This window comes from Rhodococcus sp. EPR-147 (assembly GCF_001647185.1).
GTDB lineage: Bacteria > Actinomycetota > Actinomycetes > Mycobacteriales > Mycobacteriaceae > Rhodococcoides.
On the sequence record NZ_LVCU01000588.1, the window covers coordinates 1 to 16853 of the forward strand.

Genomic DNA, 16853 nt, shown 5'->3' on the forward strand with positions numbered 1-16853 from the left:
AATCGGCGGCGCACTCGGCGGACTGGGAACCATCGGAGCCGATCTGACCACCGACATCGGAGCTGCACTGGACGGCGCACTGGGAGCCGGTGGCTCGTTGGTCGGCGACATCGCCGGTGGAGTCGGCGCGAGCCTCGGCGGCCTCTTCGCGGCAGATGGTGCCATCGCAGGATCCATCGGTAGCGCACTCGGAGCCGTCCTCGACGCCGGAGTCCTCGCTGACCTCGACGTCGACGCCCTGCTCGCCGCAGGCGGCAGCGTCGGCGCAGTGGTCGGCGGCGCACTGGGAACCGCACTCGACCTCGACACCAGCGCAGTCGGCAGCCTCACCGCCGCTCTCGACGCAGCACTCGAGGGCACCGTCGGAGCAGCAGCAGGCATCGGCGGCGAACTGGCCGGCGGACTCGAAGGCGGAGTGGCAGGCGGCCTCGAGGGCATCCTCGGCACGGCATTCGGCGTCGGCGGCGCAGCCGGAGCTCAGCTCGGAACCGCACTCGAATCGGTACTCGACACCAGCGCCGCACTCGACCTCGGAGCCGCACTCGGAGCCGGAGCGGATGTCAGCGCAGGACTCGTCGGCGCGATCGACACAGCGGTCGCAGCCGGAGCAGACCTCTCGGGAACCGTCGAAGCAGCACTCGCCGGAGTCGGCGGAGTGGGCGCAGACCTGTCGGGCGGACTGGCCGGACTCGGCGGAGTGGGCGCGGGCCTCACCGGAGGACTCGCAGGCCTCGGAAACGTCGGTGCTGATCTGACCGGTGGCCTGGCAGCCGTCGGAAACGTCGGTGCTGATCTGACCGGTGGCCTGGCAGCCGTCGGAAACGCGGGTGCTGATCTGACCGGTGGCCTGGCGGCCGTCGGGAATGTGGGTGCAGATGTGACCGGTGGCCTGGCGGCCGTCGGGAATGTGGGTGCAGATGTGGCCGGCGGGCTCGCCGGTGTGGGTGACGCCGGTGCAGGCCTGACCGGTGGTCTGGCCGGACTCGGCAGCCTCGGCGGCGGAATTGCAGGCGGAGTTGCGGGCGGCGTCGCAGGCGGCGTGGATGCTGCGGCTTCGGCCGGTGCAGGCCTCGAAGGAGCCGTCTCCGGTGGCATCAGCACCGGACTCGACGCAGCAGCATCCGCAGGTGCGGGCCTCGAAGGTGCCGCGGGAGCTGCAGGCTCGGTTGCCGGTGGCCTCGAAGGTGCCGCGGGAGCTGCAGGCTCGGTTGCCGGTGGCATCGAAGGTGCCGCGGGCGGAGTCGTCGATGCCGGAACCTCGGTGGGTGGCGAGATCGCATCGAACGTCGGAGCGGGACTCGACACCGGTGCCTCGATCGGAGGCGACTTCGCGTCCACTGTGGGTGCGGGTTTGGATGCTGGTGCGGACGCTGCGGCTTCCGCGGGCGGCGGGTTTGATTCCGCTGCCGACATCGGTGGCCAGGCCGCTGGCAGCCTCACCGGTGGCCTGCAGTCGGGTGTCGAGGGACTGGCAGACGCCGGCGGCAGCCTCTCCTCAGCTGCGTCGGGATCGTTCGATTCCTCCAGCTCGTTCGATTCCTCGGCTACCGCGACCGGCACCGGCTGGTCGAGCGTCGACTCGGACGTCTTCGGACAGGGCGAGACCGAGTCGAGCTTGTTCAGCGAGTCCGGCCTGCACGGTTCGGTGGATTCGGCAGCCGACTCTCTGGGACATGTGACCGTCGATCACGACATCGACCCGATGCAGCCCTGATCGTTCGCCTGCGGGTAGACAACGACATGACTCGGCCCCGAGTGTTCGCCAGCGCTCGGGGCCGAGTCGTCGCTAGAGTTCGTTCGGGGCGCGCAGGAGTTTTTCGAGCCTGCGGGATGACCTGGTACTGCGGAAGTCGACGAGAACGGTTGTGAACACGAGCGTATGGACGGGCAATCTACGGAGCTGGCCGAGCTACTGAGCCGTACCGCGGCGGTGGCGACATCGGCGGGAAGATCCGACCTGGTGGATCGAGTCCAGGCGGCGCGCTCGAGAGTGTTGGATCCACGTCGACGCATCATCGTGGTCGGACCGCTCAAGCAGGGCAAGAGCCAGTTCGTGAACTCACTGCTCAACCTGACGGTGTGCTCGGTCGGAGACGACGAGACCACCGCCATCCCGACGGTGGTGTCCAACGCCGAGAGCCTTTCCGCGCAGCTCGTACTCGCCGATCCCGGCAACGAACCGATCCGAGTGGACGTTCCTCCCGAGGAGATCACGACGGTCACCCCGGCAAGTCCGCTGGCCCAGGGCCGGGAAGTGTTGCGTCTGGACATCGGGGTGGCGAGCCCACTGCTCGCCGACGGTCTGGTGCTGGTCGACACCCCCGGCGTCGGTGGCCACGGAAATCCGCACGCTGCAGGCACATTGGGGCTCATTCCGTCGTCCGACGCAGTGCTCGTCGTGTCCGACGCCTCCCGGGAATTCACCGAGCCGGAACTGTCGTTTCTGCGTCAGGTGCAGGGCCTGTGCCCGGCCGTGGCGGTGCTGATCACCAAGATCGATCTCTATCCGCACTGGCGGCAGATCGTCGAGGCCAATCGTGGACACCTGGACCGCGCGGGCATCGACGTGCAGATGCTGCCGGTGTCGTCTCTGTTGCGTTCGCACGCACTGCGTTTGAACGACGAGGAGCTCAACGCCGAGTCCGGCTTCCAGCAGCTCTACGCGTTCCTGCGTGACGACGTGGTGGCCCGGGCCGATGTGCTGGCACGCTCGTCGGTCTCGCTCGACGTCCGTTCGGTCACCGAGCACCTGACGCTGTCGCTCGGCAGTGAGCTTGCGGCACTGAAGGATCCGGAGCGCGCTGCCGCGGCCGTCGCCGGGCTGCAGCGCGCCAAGGCCGCCGCCGAGGAGCTGCACAAGCGCTCGTCCCAGTGGCAGCAGACACTCGGGGACGGTATCGCCGATCTCGCCTCCGACATCGATCACGACCTGCGCGACCGGTTGCGCCGCGTCACCAGGGAAGCCGAGGAAACCGTCGACGAGGGGGATCCGGGCAAGGACTGGCCGCAGCTCGGCGAGTGGCTCGAGGAACAGATCGCTGCGTCGGTGGGCGACAACTTCGTCTGGGCTCACGAACGGGCACTGTGGCTTTCGGAGCTGGTGGCCGAACACTTCGCGTCCTCCGGGGCGGCAGCGCTACCCGATCTCGACGTCGGCGATCTGGACAACGTCCTCGATCCCGTCTCGTCGTTGGCCGATCTGGAATCCGGTCGTATCGGAATCACGCAGAAGGTGCTGGTGGGAATGCGCGGATCCTACGGCGGTGTGCTGATGTTCGGCCTGATCACCACGTTCGTCGGGTTGAGTCTGCTCAATCCGATCTCCATCGGCGCGGGTGTGCTGCTCGGCACCAAGGCGTACAAGGAGGACAAGGAGAACCGTGTCAAACAACGGCGTTCCGAGGCCAAGATCGCGATCAGACGTTTCACCGACGACGTCAGCTTCCAGGTGGGCAAGGAGTCCAAGGACCGGCTGCGGCAGATTCAACGAGTGCTGCGTGATCACTTCACGTCCATCGCCGAGCAGACGCTGCGGTCGCTCAACGAGTCGCTGCGCTCGGCGCAGGAAGCCGCAGCCGCCGACAACACCGACCGCGCTGCTCGCATCGCTGCGCTGGAGAACGACATGCGCGTGGTGGCCGAACTGAATGCTCGGGCAGTGGGACTCGTCAAGGACGTCGCGGTATGAGCGTGGCGGCTCTGGCCAGGGCACGCGACCTCATCTCGGCGGCACGATCGACGTACTCCGGTGATGCCGAAGCATCCTGGATGCTCGACGAATGCCTGTACCGCCTGGACGAGCCGCTGCGGGTGGCACTCGCGGGATCGCTCAAGGCCGGCAAGTCCACACTGCTCAATTCGCTTGTCGGGCAGGACATTGCTCCCACCGACGCAACGGAATGCACGAAGGTCGTCACGTGGTACCGCAACGGCGTCGCTCCCGCCGTCACGGCCTGGTACGACGGTGACCGGGCTGCGAACGTGCCGGTGCAACGCCGGGACGGACGATTGACCTTCGATCTCGGGTCATTGACGGCCGCGCAGGTCGACCGACTGGACGTCGAATGGCCTGCGAGCGCACTGGCGCAGACGACGATCATCGACACCCCCGGTACCTCGTCGCTCTCGCGAGACGTGTCGGCGCGTACGTTGGCGATGCTCACGCCCGAGAACTCGTCCTCGGGTGCAGACGCCGTCGTCTATCTGCTGCGCACGCTCAATGCGACCGACGTGTCGTTTCTGGGGCAGATCGGTGCGCACGTGGGCGGTGATTCGGGACCGCTCGGTGTGATCGGTGTCGTCTCGCGCGCCGACGAGGTGGGGTCGGGGCGGATGGACGCGATGATGTCGGCCAAGGAAGTCGCTGCGCGATTCGCGTCCGAACTCGAGGCCACCGGCCTGTGCCAGGCGGTGGTTCCGGTCGCGGGTCTGCTGGCGCTCGGTGCGGAAACGTTGCGGCAGAACGAGTTCTCGGCATTCGAGATGTTGGCCACGGTGCCGACCGAGGATCTGCAGTTGGCAATGCTGTCGGCCGATCGATTCGTCCGTGCAGAAAGCACGCTACCGGTCGACGCGGCGCTGCGGGCCAGCATCGTCGACCGTTTCGGGCTGTTCGGTATTCGGATGGCCGTGACGTTGATTCGGCTCGGGGTACGCGATTCGCCCACGCTGGCCGCCGATCTGGTCGAGCGCAGCGGGCTGACCGAACTTCGGTCGGTGATCGACGTGCAATTCGGTCAACGCGCCGACCAACTGAAGTTGCACTCGGCTCTGGTTGCCCTGCAACGGATTCTGGAGTTCCGTCCGGAATCGCATGCGCTGCGCACCGAAGCCGGACGAATGCTCGCCGATGTGCACGGCTTCGCCGAATTGCGTCTGCTCGGCCTATTGCGCTCCACCACACCGAAACTGCCCGACGGCGGACTGCTCGAGCTGCAGCGCATCATCGGCGGCTTCGGCATCGCCGCCACCGAACGCCTCGACCTGCCTCCCGATGCCGGTCACGCCCAACAGCGAGACACCGCGCTTGCGGCGGTACACAAGTGGCGAGCACTGTCCTCGCATCCACTGTTGGACCGATTCACCTCGACCTCGTGTGCCACGGCGGCCCGCAGCGCGGAAGGAATACTGGCCTCACTGGCGTGAGGATCCCCGGGGCAGGAGGGCCACGATCGTCGCAGCGACAGCCGTGCCGGCCACGACGAACGGCCCCCACTGCAGAATGCCGCCGAGCAACGCGGAGGCGTCGGACACGAAGGTCGAGAACGTGACTGCCGCTCCGATGGTCAGGATTCCGACCGCTCCCATCAGGACCTTCGACGACACCGCCGCGTTGCGCAGCAGATTCAGTGCAACGAATCCCAGCAGCACGAGCACCGCTGCTGCGGCACCACTGGACAGCAGCGTGGCCGAGGCGGTGTCGCGGACGTCGGCGGCACTGGCCGTCGAATCCTGCTGTGACACTGCAGTTTCGACGCCGGAGAGCACGGACTCCCAATTCAGCGCGATGACGGCGGCCAACGCGAGAATCAGTGCCGCTGTCAGAGTCCACAGCGCGCTCGCGACCTTGGGTCGGGCCGACCGAGATGGCTCCTGCCGTGGCCGCAGCGGTTCGACGGCAACATCGGGCCGCGGTGGTTGCGGACGGGGAGGCATGGGCCTCCGCGATGTCGGGTCGTTCTGTTCTTCGGCCACGGGCAGAAGTCTATCCGTCGGTGGGGGAGCTCTGCGGTCTCAGCGCAGCACCACCGGCACACCCTCGTACGGGCGCAGCGTCATCGGGAAACTGTTCAGTTCGTCCACCGTGGCGATCTCGTTGTCGTCCGATACATCGACGGCCGTGGTGCCGGGCACCAGGTGCTTCGACTGGATGGTCGCGCTGATCTCCTCGGACGAGAAGTTGAGCACCGTCGCCTGGATGGTTCCCTGCCCGAGTTCGTGCACCATCACCAGCAGACCCTTGTGCGAGACCGTCGGGATGTCGATCTGCTGGGCGGTGGCGATACCGAACTTCTTGCGCAACTCGATGATTCGCGCCAACTGGCGGGCGAACGACTGTGGATCCGCCAGCTGCTCCGGGAGCGAACCGTACAGGCTGCGCCCGCGGGGGATGCCGGATTCGGAGCGCACGGCCTCGGGGAAGTACCCCATCAGATCGTGTGCGCCGCGGTTGATCCAGCGGGTGTCGCCTTCGCGGATGAGGTCGTCGACCTCCTCGGCATCGATCGGCAGGATGCCCAGTAGATCCCAGCCGGACAGGGCGAACACGCCCGGTTGCAACGCGTTGTACATCGCGAGCAGCAGATGGGCCCGCTTGACCGTCTCGATGTCGCGCTCGTCCATCCGGTCCAAATCGCGGATCCCGAGCGACGCGGTGATCACACTTGCTGTGGTGCAAGCGATTCCGTTGGTGGTGAATGTCCGGTTGTACGGTGCCCAGCGCCCGGTGAGTCGATCGGTCAGCTCACCGCGGATCCGGTCGCCCAGATCGCTGCCCTTGACCGCCTCGCCGCCGTAGGTGAACTCGTCCTCGGCGTGCAGGGTGGCGAAGTGGATGAGCTCGAACGTCATCTCGTCGTGGTTCTGCAACGCGTGCACCAGAGATGCCGTGTCGACGCCGTGATCGCGCGCCAGAGTCATGGTGAGCCTGAGGAACTCGGTGTTTCCCATGACGAGCGCATGCTGGTAGGCCGGGCGATTGATGAAGTCGTACGACAGGTCGGCACCGTTTTCACCCATGGCCTTGATGTCGTCGATCGTCAGGTTCAACTCCTGGAAGGTGAACCCACCCATCTTGCGCACCACGCTGGCGATCAGGTGGTTCGCCGCCTCGGACAAGGGGTGGCCCTCGGACCAGCCCGGGCCTTCGGCTCGACGCTCCACACCGAGAAAACCGTTGGCGTCCAACCGCAATGCGCCTGCACCCAAATCGGCGATGGAATGGCACGCGTCGCCGATCACCAGTCGCATTCCGGCGAAGGAGGGATCGAGCCAGTTGATCGACGGCTGACCGGCCTTGAAGTAGTGCAGGTACACCCAGCGACGCTCGATGCCGTCGATGCCGACGACGGGAGGTGTTGCGCTCCAGTTGGTTTCCTTCACACCGAGCTCGTAGAAGATCACGCGCTGCAGCTGGCCGATGATGTATCCGGCACGGGCGAGATTGGCCTCGGCCTCGGCGTCGATGTTCTGCGAATCGGCTCCGGCCCGCACTCGTGGCAACAGATGCCAGTCCTGCGGTTCGATCTCGACCATGTGGTAGATGCCGGGGTAGTCGGCCACGGCCATCTCGGCGAGCCGGAAGTCCGCACCTTTACCGGTGTGTCCGGGCACGATGTCGTCGATCACGATGCCGTCGTACGCCGACGCCACCACGCAGAGGCGTCGGAACTCCTCTTCCGACCAGAACGCGGGGTCGATCTGCATGCCGATGCGGTCGAAGTGGCCGTCGACCGAGGGAGTCGGACGCCAACCGTGGATGCCGCCGGCCACCTTCACCGGGCCGGTATGCACTGCGGTGACGCCGATTTCGGAAAAGGCCTGCCACAGCTTCTCGTCACCGAGTGTGCTCAGGAAGCTCGTCTGCGGGGCGTTGATCACCGAGATGGGATACGCGGTGAACCACACCGGTGCGCGCTCGACGGCGGCGCGAGGATCGGGGTCGGCATACGGGTTCTGCCACATGCTGCCTTTGCCCGAGAGCTGCTCGGCAATGAGCTTGGCGTCGCGAAGCATCGACTGTTCGGTGAGCCAGTCCACGTACTCGGGATTCGAGGCCACCGGTTCGCTGTCGGGTGTGGGGTTGCTGCTCCTGTTGGCGCGACGCACCGAAGGTCGAAGTGGTTTCGGCCGAGCCGGATAGAACTTCTCGTCGTAGGTGATCTCGCTCGGTTCGTGCTGCACTTCGGGATCCATGTGCCTCCGTAGCCTCGCTTTTCCTCAACCCTACGTAGGGCGCGGCCGATCCGCAGGGTTGTGGTTCCCCTGATCGGCAACCGGTGAAACCTGGCTCACCGACCGGTGAAACCTACTCCGAACTACATGGATGTGATTTTTCAGGGGCGTTTTCCTTCGATATGTGAACGTCATCGAATCGAGACCGCCTGGTGTGGAATGTCTGATTCCGATAGGACATAGTGAGTTGAGTACCAACTGACCCATCTGCCACATCAGACTCATGAGTCACATCCCCTTCAGCTACAGGAGTTGTTCATGCGACGTCTTGCCCGCACATCGATCCTGGCCTCGACGGCCGCTCTGGCCGCCGCCATCGGTGCGGTTGCCCTCGCACCGGCCGCATCGGCCGAACCTGCCCCCGAACCTGTCGGCCCGCTCGGCTCGGTGGTTCTCGAAAGCCCCGACCTGGTGGTGACCATGGCCGCCGTCTGCGACATCACGGTCGAGGACGCACCCGAGGGCGGCGTCGTCGCACTTCAGGTCAAGGTGGACAACGTCGGTGCGGACGACGCGTCGAACGTCAACGTCAACTACGGCGCACTGCCGGGCGTGCAGGGTCAGAACACCGAGACGACCATCGAGGCAGGCGAAGCCGCCACGTACACCGTGCCGTCGGTCGATCGTGAATGGATGGCCCGCCCCGCCGGTGCCGCAGCCTTCGCCAGCGCACTCGATGCGAACTTCCTCGACAACATCACCGGTGGACTGCTCACCCACAGCTGCATCCCCGCCCCGCCCGCCGAAGATGCAGGCGAGTAGCCCGCACTGACTTTCTCCCCGCTGCGCCGCGACGATCCTCGTGATCGTCGCGGCGTACTGCTGTGGAGGGGCTTCGCCCCACGTGCACGAAACCTCGTAGCAGGGGTCGAGTTTTCGCGCACATGCGGCGCAGCCGCTCCCACGGGAACAAAGTCGCCACACCCTCCGTTGTGCAGGTCAGCAGCCTTGAGTGGATGAGGCTCAAGTTGGAAGTTGACGCGACAAGACGCGTTGTGCAAACTTGAGCGGAGTTCGCTCACCCAGGGACTGAACCCCAGCACTAACAGGAGGAAACATTATGGCTCGTGCGGTCGGTATCGACCTCGGGACCACCAACTCGGTCGTGTCCGTCCTCGAGGGCGGCGAACCGGTTGTCGTCGCCAACTCCGAGGGATCACGCACCACCCCGTCGATCGTCGCTTTCGCCAAGAACGGTGAAGTGCTGGTCGGCCAGCCCGCGAAGAACCAGGCGGTCACCAACGTCGACCGCACGATTCGCTCCGTGAAGCGCCACGTCGGCACGGACTGGACCGTGGAGATCGACGGCAAGAAGTACACCCCGCAGGAGATCTCCGCGCGCACGCTGCAGAAGCTCAAGCGCGACGCCGAGGCCTACCTGGGCGAGGAAATCACCGACGCGGTCATCACCGTTCCCGCGTACTTCGAGGACGCACAGCGCCAGGCCACGAAGGAAGCCGGCCAGATCGCCGGCCTCAACGTCCTGCGCATCGTCAACGAGCCCACCGCGGCAGCTCTCGCATACGGCCTGGACAAGGGCGACAGCGAGCAGACCATTCTCGTGTTCGACCTCGGTGGCGGCACGTTCGACGTCTCGCTGCTGGAAATCGGCGACGGCGTCGTCGAGGTCCGCGCGACGTCCGGCGACAACCACCTCGGTGGCGACGACTGGGACGAGCGCATCGTGACCTGGCTCGTCGACAAGTTCAAGGCTCAGAACGGCATCGATCTGACCAAGGACAAGATGGCGCTGCAGCGTCTGCGTGAGGCTGCCGAGAAGGCGAAGATCGAACTGTCCTCCGGGCAGAGCACCTCGATCAACCTCCCGTACATCACGGTCGACGGCGACAAGAACCCGCTGTTCCTCGACGAGCAGCTCAGCCGCTCGGAGTTCCAGAAGATCACCTCCGACCTGCTCGACCGCACCCGTGCGCCGTTCCAGGCAGTGGTCAAGGACTCCGGCATCGCCGTCAAGGACATCGACCACGTCGTGCTCGTCGGTGGTTCGACGCGTATGCCCGCCGTCTCCGAGCTGGTCAAGGAGCTCTCCGGTGGACGCGAGCCCAACAAGGGCGTCAACCCGGACGAGGTCGTGGCCGTCGGTGCTGCACTGCAGGCCGGTGTCCTCAAGGGTGAGGTCAAGGATGTTCTGCTCCTCGACGTCACGCCGCTGTCCCTCGGTATCGAGACCAAGGGTGGCGTCATGACCAAGCTCATCGAGCGCAACACCACCATCCCGACAAAGCGTTCCGAGACCTTCACCACCGCTGACGACAATCAGCCCTCGGTGCAGATCCAGGTCTTCCAGGGTGAGCGCGAGATCGCCTCGCACAACAAGCTCCTCGGCTCCTTCGAGCTGACCGAGCTGCCCCCGGCTCCTCGCGGCGTCCCACAGATCGAGGTCACCTTCGACATCGACGCCAACGGCATCGTGCACGTCACGGCCAAGGACAAGGGCACCGGCAAGGAGAACACGATCAAGATCCAGGACGGCTCCGGTCTGTCCAAGGAAGAGATCGACCGCATGGTCGCCGACGCGGAAGCTCACGCAGACGAGGACAAGGCTCGTCGCGAAGAGGCCGAGGTCCGCAACCAGGCCGAGTCCCTCGTCCACCAGACGGAGAAGTTCGTCAAGGACAACGAGGACAAGGTCGACGCCGAGCTCAAGGGACGCGTCGAAACCGCCATCGCCGACGCCAAGACGGCTCTCGCGGGCAGCGACATCTCGGCAGTCAAGACCGCCGTGGAGAAGCTCTCGACCGAGTCGCAGGCTCTCGGCACCGCCATCTACGAGGCTCAGGCCAAGGAGCAGGGCGGCGCAGAGGGTGGCGCGCAGGCCGCTGACGACGGTGTCGTCGACGCAGAGGTTGTCGACGAGCCCGCCGACGACACGGACAAGAAGTGACGTCGGAGAACACCGAGCAGGAACCGGTCACTTTCGTGGACAAGCGAAAGATCGATCCCGAGACCGGTGAAGTACGGGAAGGTGACGCAGTTCCGGAGCCCCTGGTGGGCACCGGGGCTGCGCCCCAGCCCGACTCGGTGGACGAAGGGACCGTCGACGGCGACGTAGTGGAAGACCCGCGTGACACGCAGGTTGCAGAGCTCACCGCAGATCTGCAGCGCGTCTCGGCGGAGTACGCCAACTACCGGCGTCGCACCGATCGTGAGAAGCAGACCGGAGCGGAGAACGCGAAGGCGTCCGTCGTCTCGCAGCTTCTTCCGGTTCTGGACGACCTCGAGCGAGCCCGCCAGCACGGCGACCTCGAAACCGGACCGCTCAAGGCAGTGGCAGACAAGTTGGCAGGGGTGTTCTCGAACATCGGCCTGACCACTTTCGGAGCCGAGGGCGACGCCTTCGACCCGGCCATCCACGAGGCCGTCTCCCATGAGGGCGACGGCAGCAGTCCGGTCGTCGGAACGCTGATGCGTCCGGGCTACAAGCTCGGTGAGCGCGTCCTGCGGACCGCGATGGTCGGCGTCGTGGACAGTGCAACACAAGAATCGGATGCACCCGCGTCCGACGAGCAGTAGAGAAATAGCGCGAGAGGAGGAAACGCCCGGTGAGCCAGCGGGAGTGGATCGAGAAGGACTTCTACAAGGAGCTGGGCGTTTCCTCCAGCGCGACTGCAGAAGAGATCAAGAAGGCGTACCGAAAGTTGGCCCGGGACAACCATCCCGACGCCAACCCCGGTAACGCCTCGGCCGAGAACAAGTTCAAGGCGGTCAGTGAGGCGCACGCCGTCCTCGCCGACCCGGCCAAGCGCAAGGAATACGACGAAGCACGAAAGCTGTTCGCCTCCGGTGGTTTCGGTAACCGTGGCGGAGGTGGATTCTCGCCCGGCGCAGGCGGATTCGGCGGCGGTGGACAGACCTTCGATGTCGGCGACATCTTCGGCCAGGGCGGCGGCGACGGCGGAATCGGTGACCTGTTCGGTGGCCTGTTCAACCGCGGCGCGCAGCAGCGTCCGCAGAACAATCGACCCCGACGCGGTAGTGACGTCGAAACCGAGACCTCGCTGCAGTTCCGTGAAGCGGCACAGGGCGTTACGGTCCCCCTGCGGTTGACCAGCCCGTCATCCTGCACCACCTGCCACGGCAGCGGTGCGAAGCCCGGAACCAGCCCGCGGGTGTGCCCCAAATGCAACGGCCAGGGTGTCGTCAACAGAAACCAAGGCGCGTTCGGCTTCAGTGAGCCGTGCGACGACTGCCGCGGTACCGGATCCATCATCGACGACCCGTGCGTCGACTGCCGCGGCACCGGAGTGCAGAACCGCACCCGCACCATCACCGTGCGCGTCCCGGCCGGCATCAGCGACGGCCAGAAGGTCCGGCTCGCCGGTCAGGGCGAAGCCGGCTTGCGCGGAGCACCGTCCGGCGACCTGTTCGTCACCGTTCGGGTCAAGCCCGACAAGGTGTTCGGCCGAACAGGCGACGACCTGACGGTGACCGTTCCGGTGAGCTACGGAGAACTGGTGCTCGGCACCACGCTGTCGGTGCCCACCCTCGAAGGGCGAGTCGGAGTGAAGGTGCCACCGGGCACCGTCGACGGCCGAGTGCTACGTGTGCGTGGACGCGGTATCCCGAAGAAGTCCGGCACCGGCGACCTGATGGTGACCGTCAAAGTTGCCGTCCCGCAGAAACTCGACGATGCTGCTACCGACGCTCTGAAGAACTATCTGGAAGCCGAGAAGGCCAGCGGATTCGACCCGCGGGCCGGGTGGGCAGGTGTGTGATGTCGGTCCCTCCCGAGGGCGGATCCACGAAAGCTGGTGGCGGGCAAGCTGATCCCGACGCCCAGGTCTTCGTGATCTCCGTCGCAGCACAGTTGGCAGGTATGCACGCGCAGACGCTGCGTACCTACGACCGGCTCGGGCTCGTCACCCCGCATCGCACCACCGGCGGCGGTCGACGCTACTCACCGCGTGACGTCGCGCTGCTTCGTGAAGTGCAGCGACTCTCGCAGGACGAGGGCGTCAACCTCGCCGGCATCAAGCGCATCATCGAACTGACCAATCAGGTCGAGGCACTGCAGGCCCGGGTCTCCGAGCTGGCTCAGGATCTGGCCAACGTGCACGCCAGCTATCGCCGCGACCTGGTGCCGATTCAACGCAACGCCCTGGTGGTCTGGAAACCGCGCCACCAGCGCTGAATTCGGGGGTTCGCCCTTCACTGTTCACCCCAACCTTCGCCCTTCACTGTTGGCAAACGCGCGCGCGTTCGTCAGGTGCGCGCGGATTCGCCGCCGATCGGTCGCTATTCCGCGCGCGTTCGGCAAACGCGCGCGCTTTTGCGGCGTCGACCGGGGGGCGTCGGCGGTGGCGACCCTGGCGGCGACTGGGCATCTGAGGTCGGGTCGATCCGCGGTTGTTGAGCGGGTCTCTGCTGCACACGTCCTCGCACACGCGCGCGCGTTCGTCAGGTGCGCGCGGATTCGCCGGTGATCGGTCGCTATTTCGCGCGCGTTCGGCAAACGCGCGCGCTTTTGCGGCGTCGACCGGGGGCGCCCGGCGTCGACCGGCCTCCCACCGGCGTCGGCGGCGAACCTCCCGCACCTCGACCGGCCTCGACCGGGGCGACGGCATCGAACCCCGCGCGTGTGTGCGAGGCATTCCGCGTCGGCACCTATCCTGGTTCACATGCAGGCGTGGAGTTCGACGGTTGTTCAGTATCATCGCCTTCGGAACGATCTTGCGGTGATCAGACTCGAAGGCGATGCTGTGCCGTTTCAGGCAGGCCAGTCGGTGTCGGTCACGGTTCCCCAGAACGCTGCTCTGACGCGGCGATACTCACCGGCGCTGCCGCCTTCGCGAGACGGGAAGCTGGAATTCCATGTTCGAGCCGTTCCGGCCGGTTGGGTGAGCGGTTCGATCGTCAACGAGACGCGGCCCGGTCATGTGTGGCAGATCAGCGATCCGCAGGGCAGTCTGCATGTCGACGATTCGGGGCGAGACGTCGTGATGATCGCGGGCGGCACCGGCCTCGCTCCGTTGCGCGCGATTCTGCTCGACCTCACTCGCCGCCCACAGCCGCCGAACGTGACGCTGTTCGTCGGCGGCAAGTCGCCACGTGATCTGTATGCCGGCGACATGCTGTGGTTGATGGCGGCGGAGTTGCGGTGGTTGACGGTGGTACCTGTCGTCGACCAACTGCACGAGCCGTGGGCGTCGGATCGATGGAACGACCGCATTCATGCCGAGATCGGTTCCAGCGCAAAGTTTTTCGAGCCCGAGCATTGTTGGGAGGGCAGTGTGGCCGACGTCGTCGCCACGCAGGGGCCGTTCCCGGATCGCCAGATTCTGGTCTGTGGCTCGCCGGGAATGGAAGCGGCGACCGTGCGCGCGCTCGTCGAGATCGGCACACCACTCGACGCCATCCGCCGCTGAAGCGGGAAGCCCAGCAATCAGGGCAGCTGCAGAATCCGTCGTAGATGCGCCAGGTCTTCGGCGGATACCGTCGTGAATTCCGGCGGCGGGGCGTCGGCGATCGCTCGGGCCTTCGCGGCGAGCCGGCGTCCGGCATCGGTGAGTCCGATGATGCGGCGTCGGCGATCGTCGGGATCCTCGGTGCGCATCACCAAGTCGCGTTTCTCCAGCTCGCGAACGTTGAGGGATATGTACGGCGCATCGGACGCAAGAATCTCGGCCAACTCGGTCACCGTCCGATCGCCCGTGAGCAACTTGGTGAGCAGCTTGGCTCGCAGGAAGCTCATCCCGGTGGCGTCGGCGACGGCTCGGCGGGTGTCGTGCTTCTCGAGCATCAACGCGCGCATCTCGCGCCAGACGAGGGCTGCCTCCGAGTCGGTCATACGAGCACCGGTTGGTCGATTCGGTCGGCGGTCGAGCGGGCCCACCTGCCGGTGGTGACCACTGCGAGCACGGTGACGACCACGCCCGCGCCCGCGATGACGAACCATGCCGGAACTGCTGCGGCGGTGAAGCCGTCGGAGATCTCGCCGACGATGCTCGCCGTGACGATGGATCCGACGACGGCCACGCCGAGCGATTGACCCACCTGCCTGCTCGTCGACGCGATGGCGGATGCCACTCCGGCCTGACTGCGCGGCATTCCGGACACCGCGGTGTTGGTGATCGGGGCGTTGACCATGCCGAAGGATATTCCGAAAATCACGTACGCCACCGCAAGCCACGCGAACGACGTCGTCGGAGTCAGGCGGGTGAGCATCAGCGCCGAGGCGACGAAGCCGATTCCCGCGACGAGCAGTGGAATGCGCGCTCCCAGGGTGCCGACGATACGACCGGAGATCGGCGCGAAGATCAGCGTCATCAACGCCATCGGCAGCGTGTACAGACCGGCGTGCAGTGGTGAGTATCCGCGCACGTCCTGCAGGTAGAGGGTGTTGAGGAACAGGAACCCGCCGAGTGACGCGAACGCGCACACCGCGATCACCGTCGCTCCGCTGAACGGCGCGCTCCGGAAGAACTTCAGTTGGATGAGCGGTTCCTCGACTCGCGACTCGACCACCAGCAGCCCGACGAGAGAGCCGACGGCGACGGCGCCGGTGAACACGATCAGCGGCGATCCCCACCCCTTCGCGGGACCTTCGATGATGGTGAACACCAGGGACACGAGGAACGCGAAGATGAGGAATTGGCCGGCCGGATCGAACTTGCGTGAGTGGTCGGCCTTCGATTCCGGGACGAATTTCAGTGTCATCGCCAGAGCGAAGATCCCGACGGGGACGTTGATCCAGAAGATGGACTGCCAGCCGGCACCGGTGACGAGGATGCCGCCCAGCGCCGGGCCCGCCGACATCGAGATTCCGACGACGGCACCCCACATTCCGATGGCTCCGGCACGTTCTTTCGGATCGGTGAAGGTGTTGGTGATGATCGACATCGCGACAGGATTCATCATCGAGCCGCCGACGGCCTGCAGCATGCGGAAGGCGATGAGCCAGCCCAGTGACGGTGCGATGCTGCACAGCAGGGAGCCGAGGACGAACGTTCCGGTGCCGATCAGAAAGAAGCGCTTGCGGCCGTACTTGTCGGCCATGGAGCCGCCGAGCATCAGCAGTGATGCCACGACCAGCGTGTATGCGTCGATGATCCACTGCAGACCCGATACCGACGCGTTCAGATCTGCGCGCATCGACGGCAGTGCGACGTTGACGATCGTGTTGTCGGTGCTGACGAGAAACAGACTCAGGCAGCAGATGCCGAGCACGAGATACCGGTGTCGTCGAGTCAACTCGGCCACGTTCACCTCCGCGATAATGCTTGTATATCTACAACTATTACATGAGTACTCCTAAATTGTTCGACGAGCAAGTGAGATGCACGCAGAGCACGCCCGATAGGGTGTGTGTCACAGACTTGCTCGACCCCGAAACGCTTGCTCGGTGAATGGAGAACAACAGTGGCTTCCGAGATCGCACCAGGCGACCTGGTTCAGGCGTCCGGGCATGCAGGCCCGTGGAAGGTGCTCGAGATCCGTCAGGGTCTGGCGTTGCTCGAGCATCACGACGGTCATCGGTTGTCGGTACGTACCACCACGGTCGAGGTGGTGCGGAAGGCGTCGAACAGTGAGGGTTCGGCCCGGCAGGCCGAGGCGGAGACCGACAGTCCCTCACTGTTCGACGAGAGCTGACCTGCCGCTTTCTGCCGTCGACGGCGTACTTGATGCGCAGCGACTTCGAGATCTGCTTGTATTCCCGCAGCTTCTCGCTGCGAGCACGGGCGTCCTGCCTCGACATCGCCCAGGCATTCTCGCGCAACAGTTTTCGGTAGTTGCCCAGTCGTCGTTCGGTGAGCTCACCCGCGTCGACGGCGGCAAGCACCGCACAGCCGGGTTCGTGTTCGTGCGCGCAGTCACCGAACCGGCACAGTGCCGCGAGTTCGTCGACGTCGGAGAAGGCGCTCGCCACAGCGTCTTCCGAT

The 16853-nt window shown here is 65.7% G+C and carries 13 protein-coding genes and 1 pseudogene; 10 read left to right on the forward strand and 4 right to left on the reverse strand.

Annotation, left to right across the window (positions count from 1 at the left end):
* From A2J02_RS28520 to A2J02_RS26520, 3 genes and pseudogenes are all read left to right on the forward strand, one after another.
* Nucleotides 1–1714 (forward strand): annotated as a pseudogene (locus A2J02_RS28520) (IniB N-terminal domain-containing protein); the annotation flags it as partial.
* Nucleotides 1715–1879: 165 nt separating this feature from the next.
* A complete protein-coding gene (locus tag A2J02_RS26515) occupies nucleotides 1880–3688 on the forward strand; it encodes a dynamin family protein (protein WP_068055887.1) in 1809 nt (602 codons plus the stop codon).
* Nucleotides 3685–5145 (forward strand): dynamin family protein, encoded by a 1461-nt coding sequence (locus A2J02_RS26520; RefSeq protein WP_068055889.1) that lies wholly within the window; start codon nucleotides 3685–3687, stop codon nucleotides 5143–5145. The genes A2J02_RS26515 and A2J02_RS26520 overlap by 4 nt, the downstream gene beginning before the upstream one ends.
* On the opposite strand, the gene A2J02_RS26525 is transcribed toward A2J02_RS26520, so the two are convergent.
* The gene (locus A2J02_RS26525; protein WP_068055892.1) at nucleotides 5134–5694 is read right to left on the reverse strand and encodes a hypothetical protein; all 561 of its coding nucleotides are present in this window, start codon (nucleotides 5692–5694) and stop codon (nucleotides 5134–5136) included. The genes A2J02_RS26520 and A2J02_RS26525 overlap by 12 nt on opposite strands.
* 39 nt (nucleotides 5695–5733) lie before the next feature.
* On the reverse strand, nucleotides 5734–7914 hold the full coding sequence (gene treS, locus A2J02_RS26530) for a maltose alpha-D-glucosyltransferase (RefSeq protein ID WP_068055895.1): 2181 nt from the start codon (nucleotides 7912–7914) through the stop codon (nucleotides 5734–5736).
* Between the two features lie 297 nt (nucleotides 7915–8211).
* Here treS and A2J02_RS26535 point away from each other — a divergent pair, with 297 nt between their 5' ends.
* The 6 genes from A2J02_RS26535 (at nucleotide 8212) to A2J02_RS26560 (ending at nucleotide 14339) form a co-directional block, all read left to right on the forward strand.
* Nucleotides 8212–8715, forward strand: coding sequence for a Pro-kumamolisin, activation domain family protein (locus A2J02_RS26535; protein ID WP_068055898.1), 504 nt, complete (start codon nucleotides 8212–8214; stop codon nucleotides 8713–8715).
* A 298-nt stretch (nucleotides 8716–9013) separates the two neighbouring features.
* Nucleotides 9014–10858, forward strand: coding sequence for a molecular chaperone DnaK (gene dnaK / locus A2J02_RS26540; protein ID WP_032376212.1), 1845 nt, complete (start codon nucleotides 9014–9016; stop codon nucleotides 10856–10858).
* Nucleotides 10855–11487, forward strand: coding sequence for a nucleotide exchange factor GrpE (grpE, locus tag A2J02_RS26545; RefSeq protein ID WP_068055901.1), 633 nt, complete (start codon nucleotides 10855–10857; stop codon nucleotides 11485–11487). Before dnaK ends, grpE begins: the two co-directional genes overlap by 4 nt.
* A 29-nt stretch (nucleotides 11488–11516) precedes the next feature.
* The gene (dnaJ, locus tag A2J02_RS26550; protein ID WP_068055903.1) at nucleotides 11517–12689 is read left to right on the forward strand and encodes a molecular chaperone DnaJ; all 1173 of its coding nucleotides are present in this window, start codon (nucleotides 11517–11519) and stop codon (nucleotides 12687–12689) included.
* Complete coding sequence (locus tag A2J02_RS26555; protein ID WP_068055906.1) at nucleotides 12689–13105, forward strand: heat shock protein transcriptional repressor HspR; 417 nt, start codon at nucleotides 12689–12691, stop codon at nucleotides 13103–13105. The genes dnaJ and A2J02_RS26555 overlap by 1 nt, the downstream gene beginning before the upstream one ends.
* A 487-nt stretch (nucleotides 13106–13592) precedes the next feature.
* A complete protein-coding gene (locus tag A2J02_RS26560) occupies nucleotides 13593–14339 on the forward strand; it encodes an FAD-binding oxidoreductase (RefSeq protein ID WP_068055909.1) in 747 nt (248 codons plus the stop codon).
* Nucleotides 14340–14356: 17 nt separating this feature from the next.
* On the opposite strand, the gene A2J02_RS26565 is transcribed toward A2J02_RS26560, so the two are convergent.
* Both A2J02_RS26565 and A2J02_RS26570 read right to left on the reverse strand, forming a co-directional pair.
* The gene (locus A2J02_RS26565) at nucleotides 14357–14761 is read right to left on the reverse strand and encodes a MarR family winged helix-turn-helix transcriptional regulator (protein ID WP_068055912.1); all 405 of its coding nucleotides are present in this window, start codon (nucleotides 14759–14761) and stop codon (nucleotides 14357–14359) included.
* On the reverse strand, nucleotides 14758–16173 hold the full coding sequence (locus A2J02_RS26570; RefSeq protein ID WP_068055918.1) for an MFS transporter: 1416 nt from the start codon (nucleotides 16171–16173) through the stop codon (nucleotides 14758–14760). Before A2J02_RS26570 ends, A2J02_RS26565 begins: the two co-directional genes overlap by 4 nt.
* A gap of 159 nt (nucleotides 16174–16332) precedes the next feature.
* On the opposite strand from A2J02_RS26570, the gene A2J02_RS26575 reads away from it, so the two are divergent.
* The gene (locus A2J02_RS26575) at nucleotides 16333–16563 is read left to right on the forward strand and encodes a hypothetical protein (RefSeq protein ID WP_068055915.1); all 231 of its coding nucleotides are present in this window, start codon (nucleotides 16333–16335) and stop codon (nucleotides 16561–16563) included.
* Nucleotides 16564–16853: the final 290 nt, after the last annotated feature.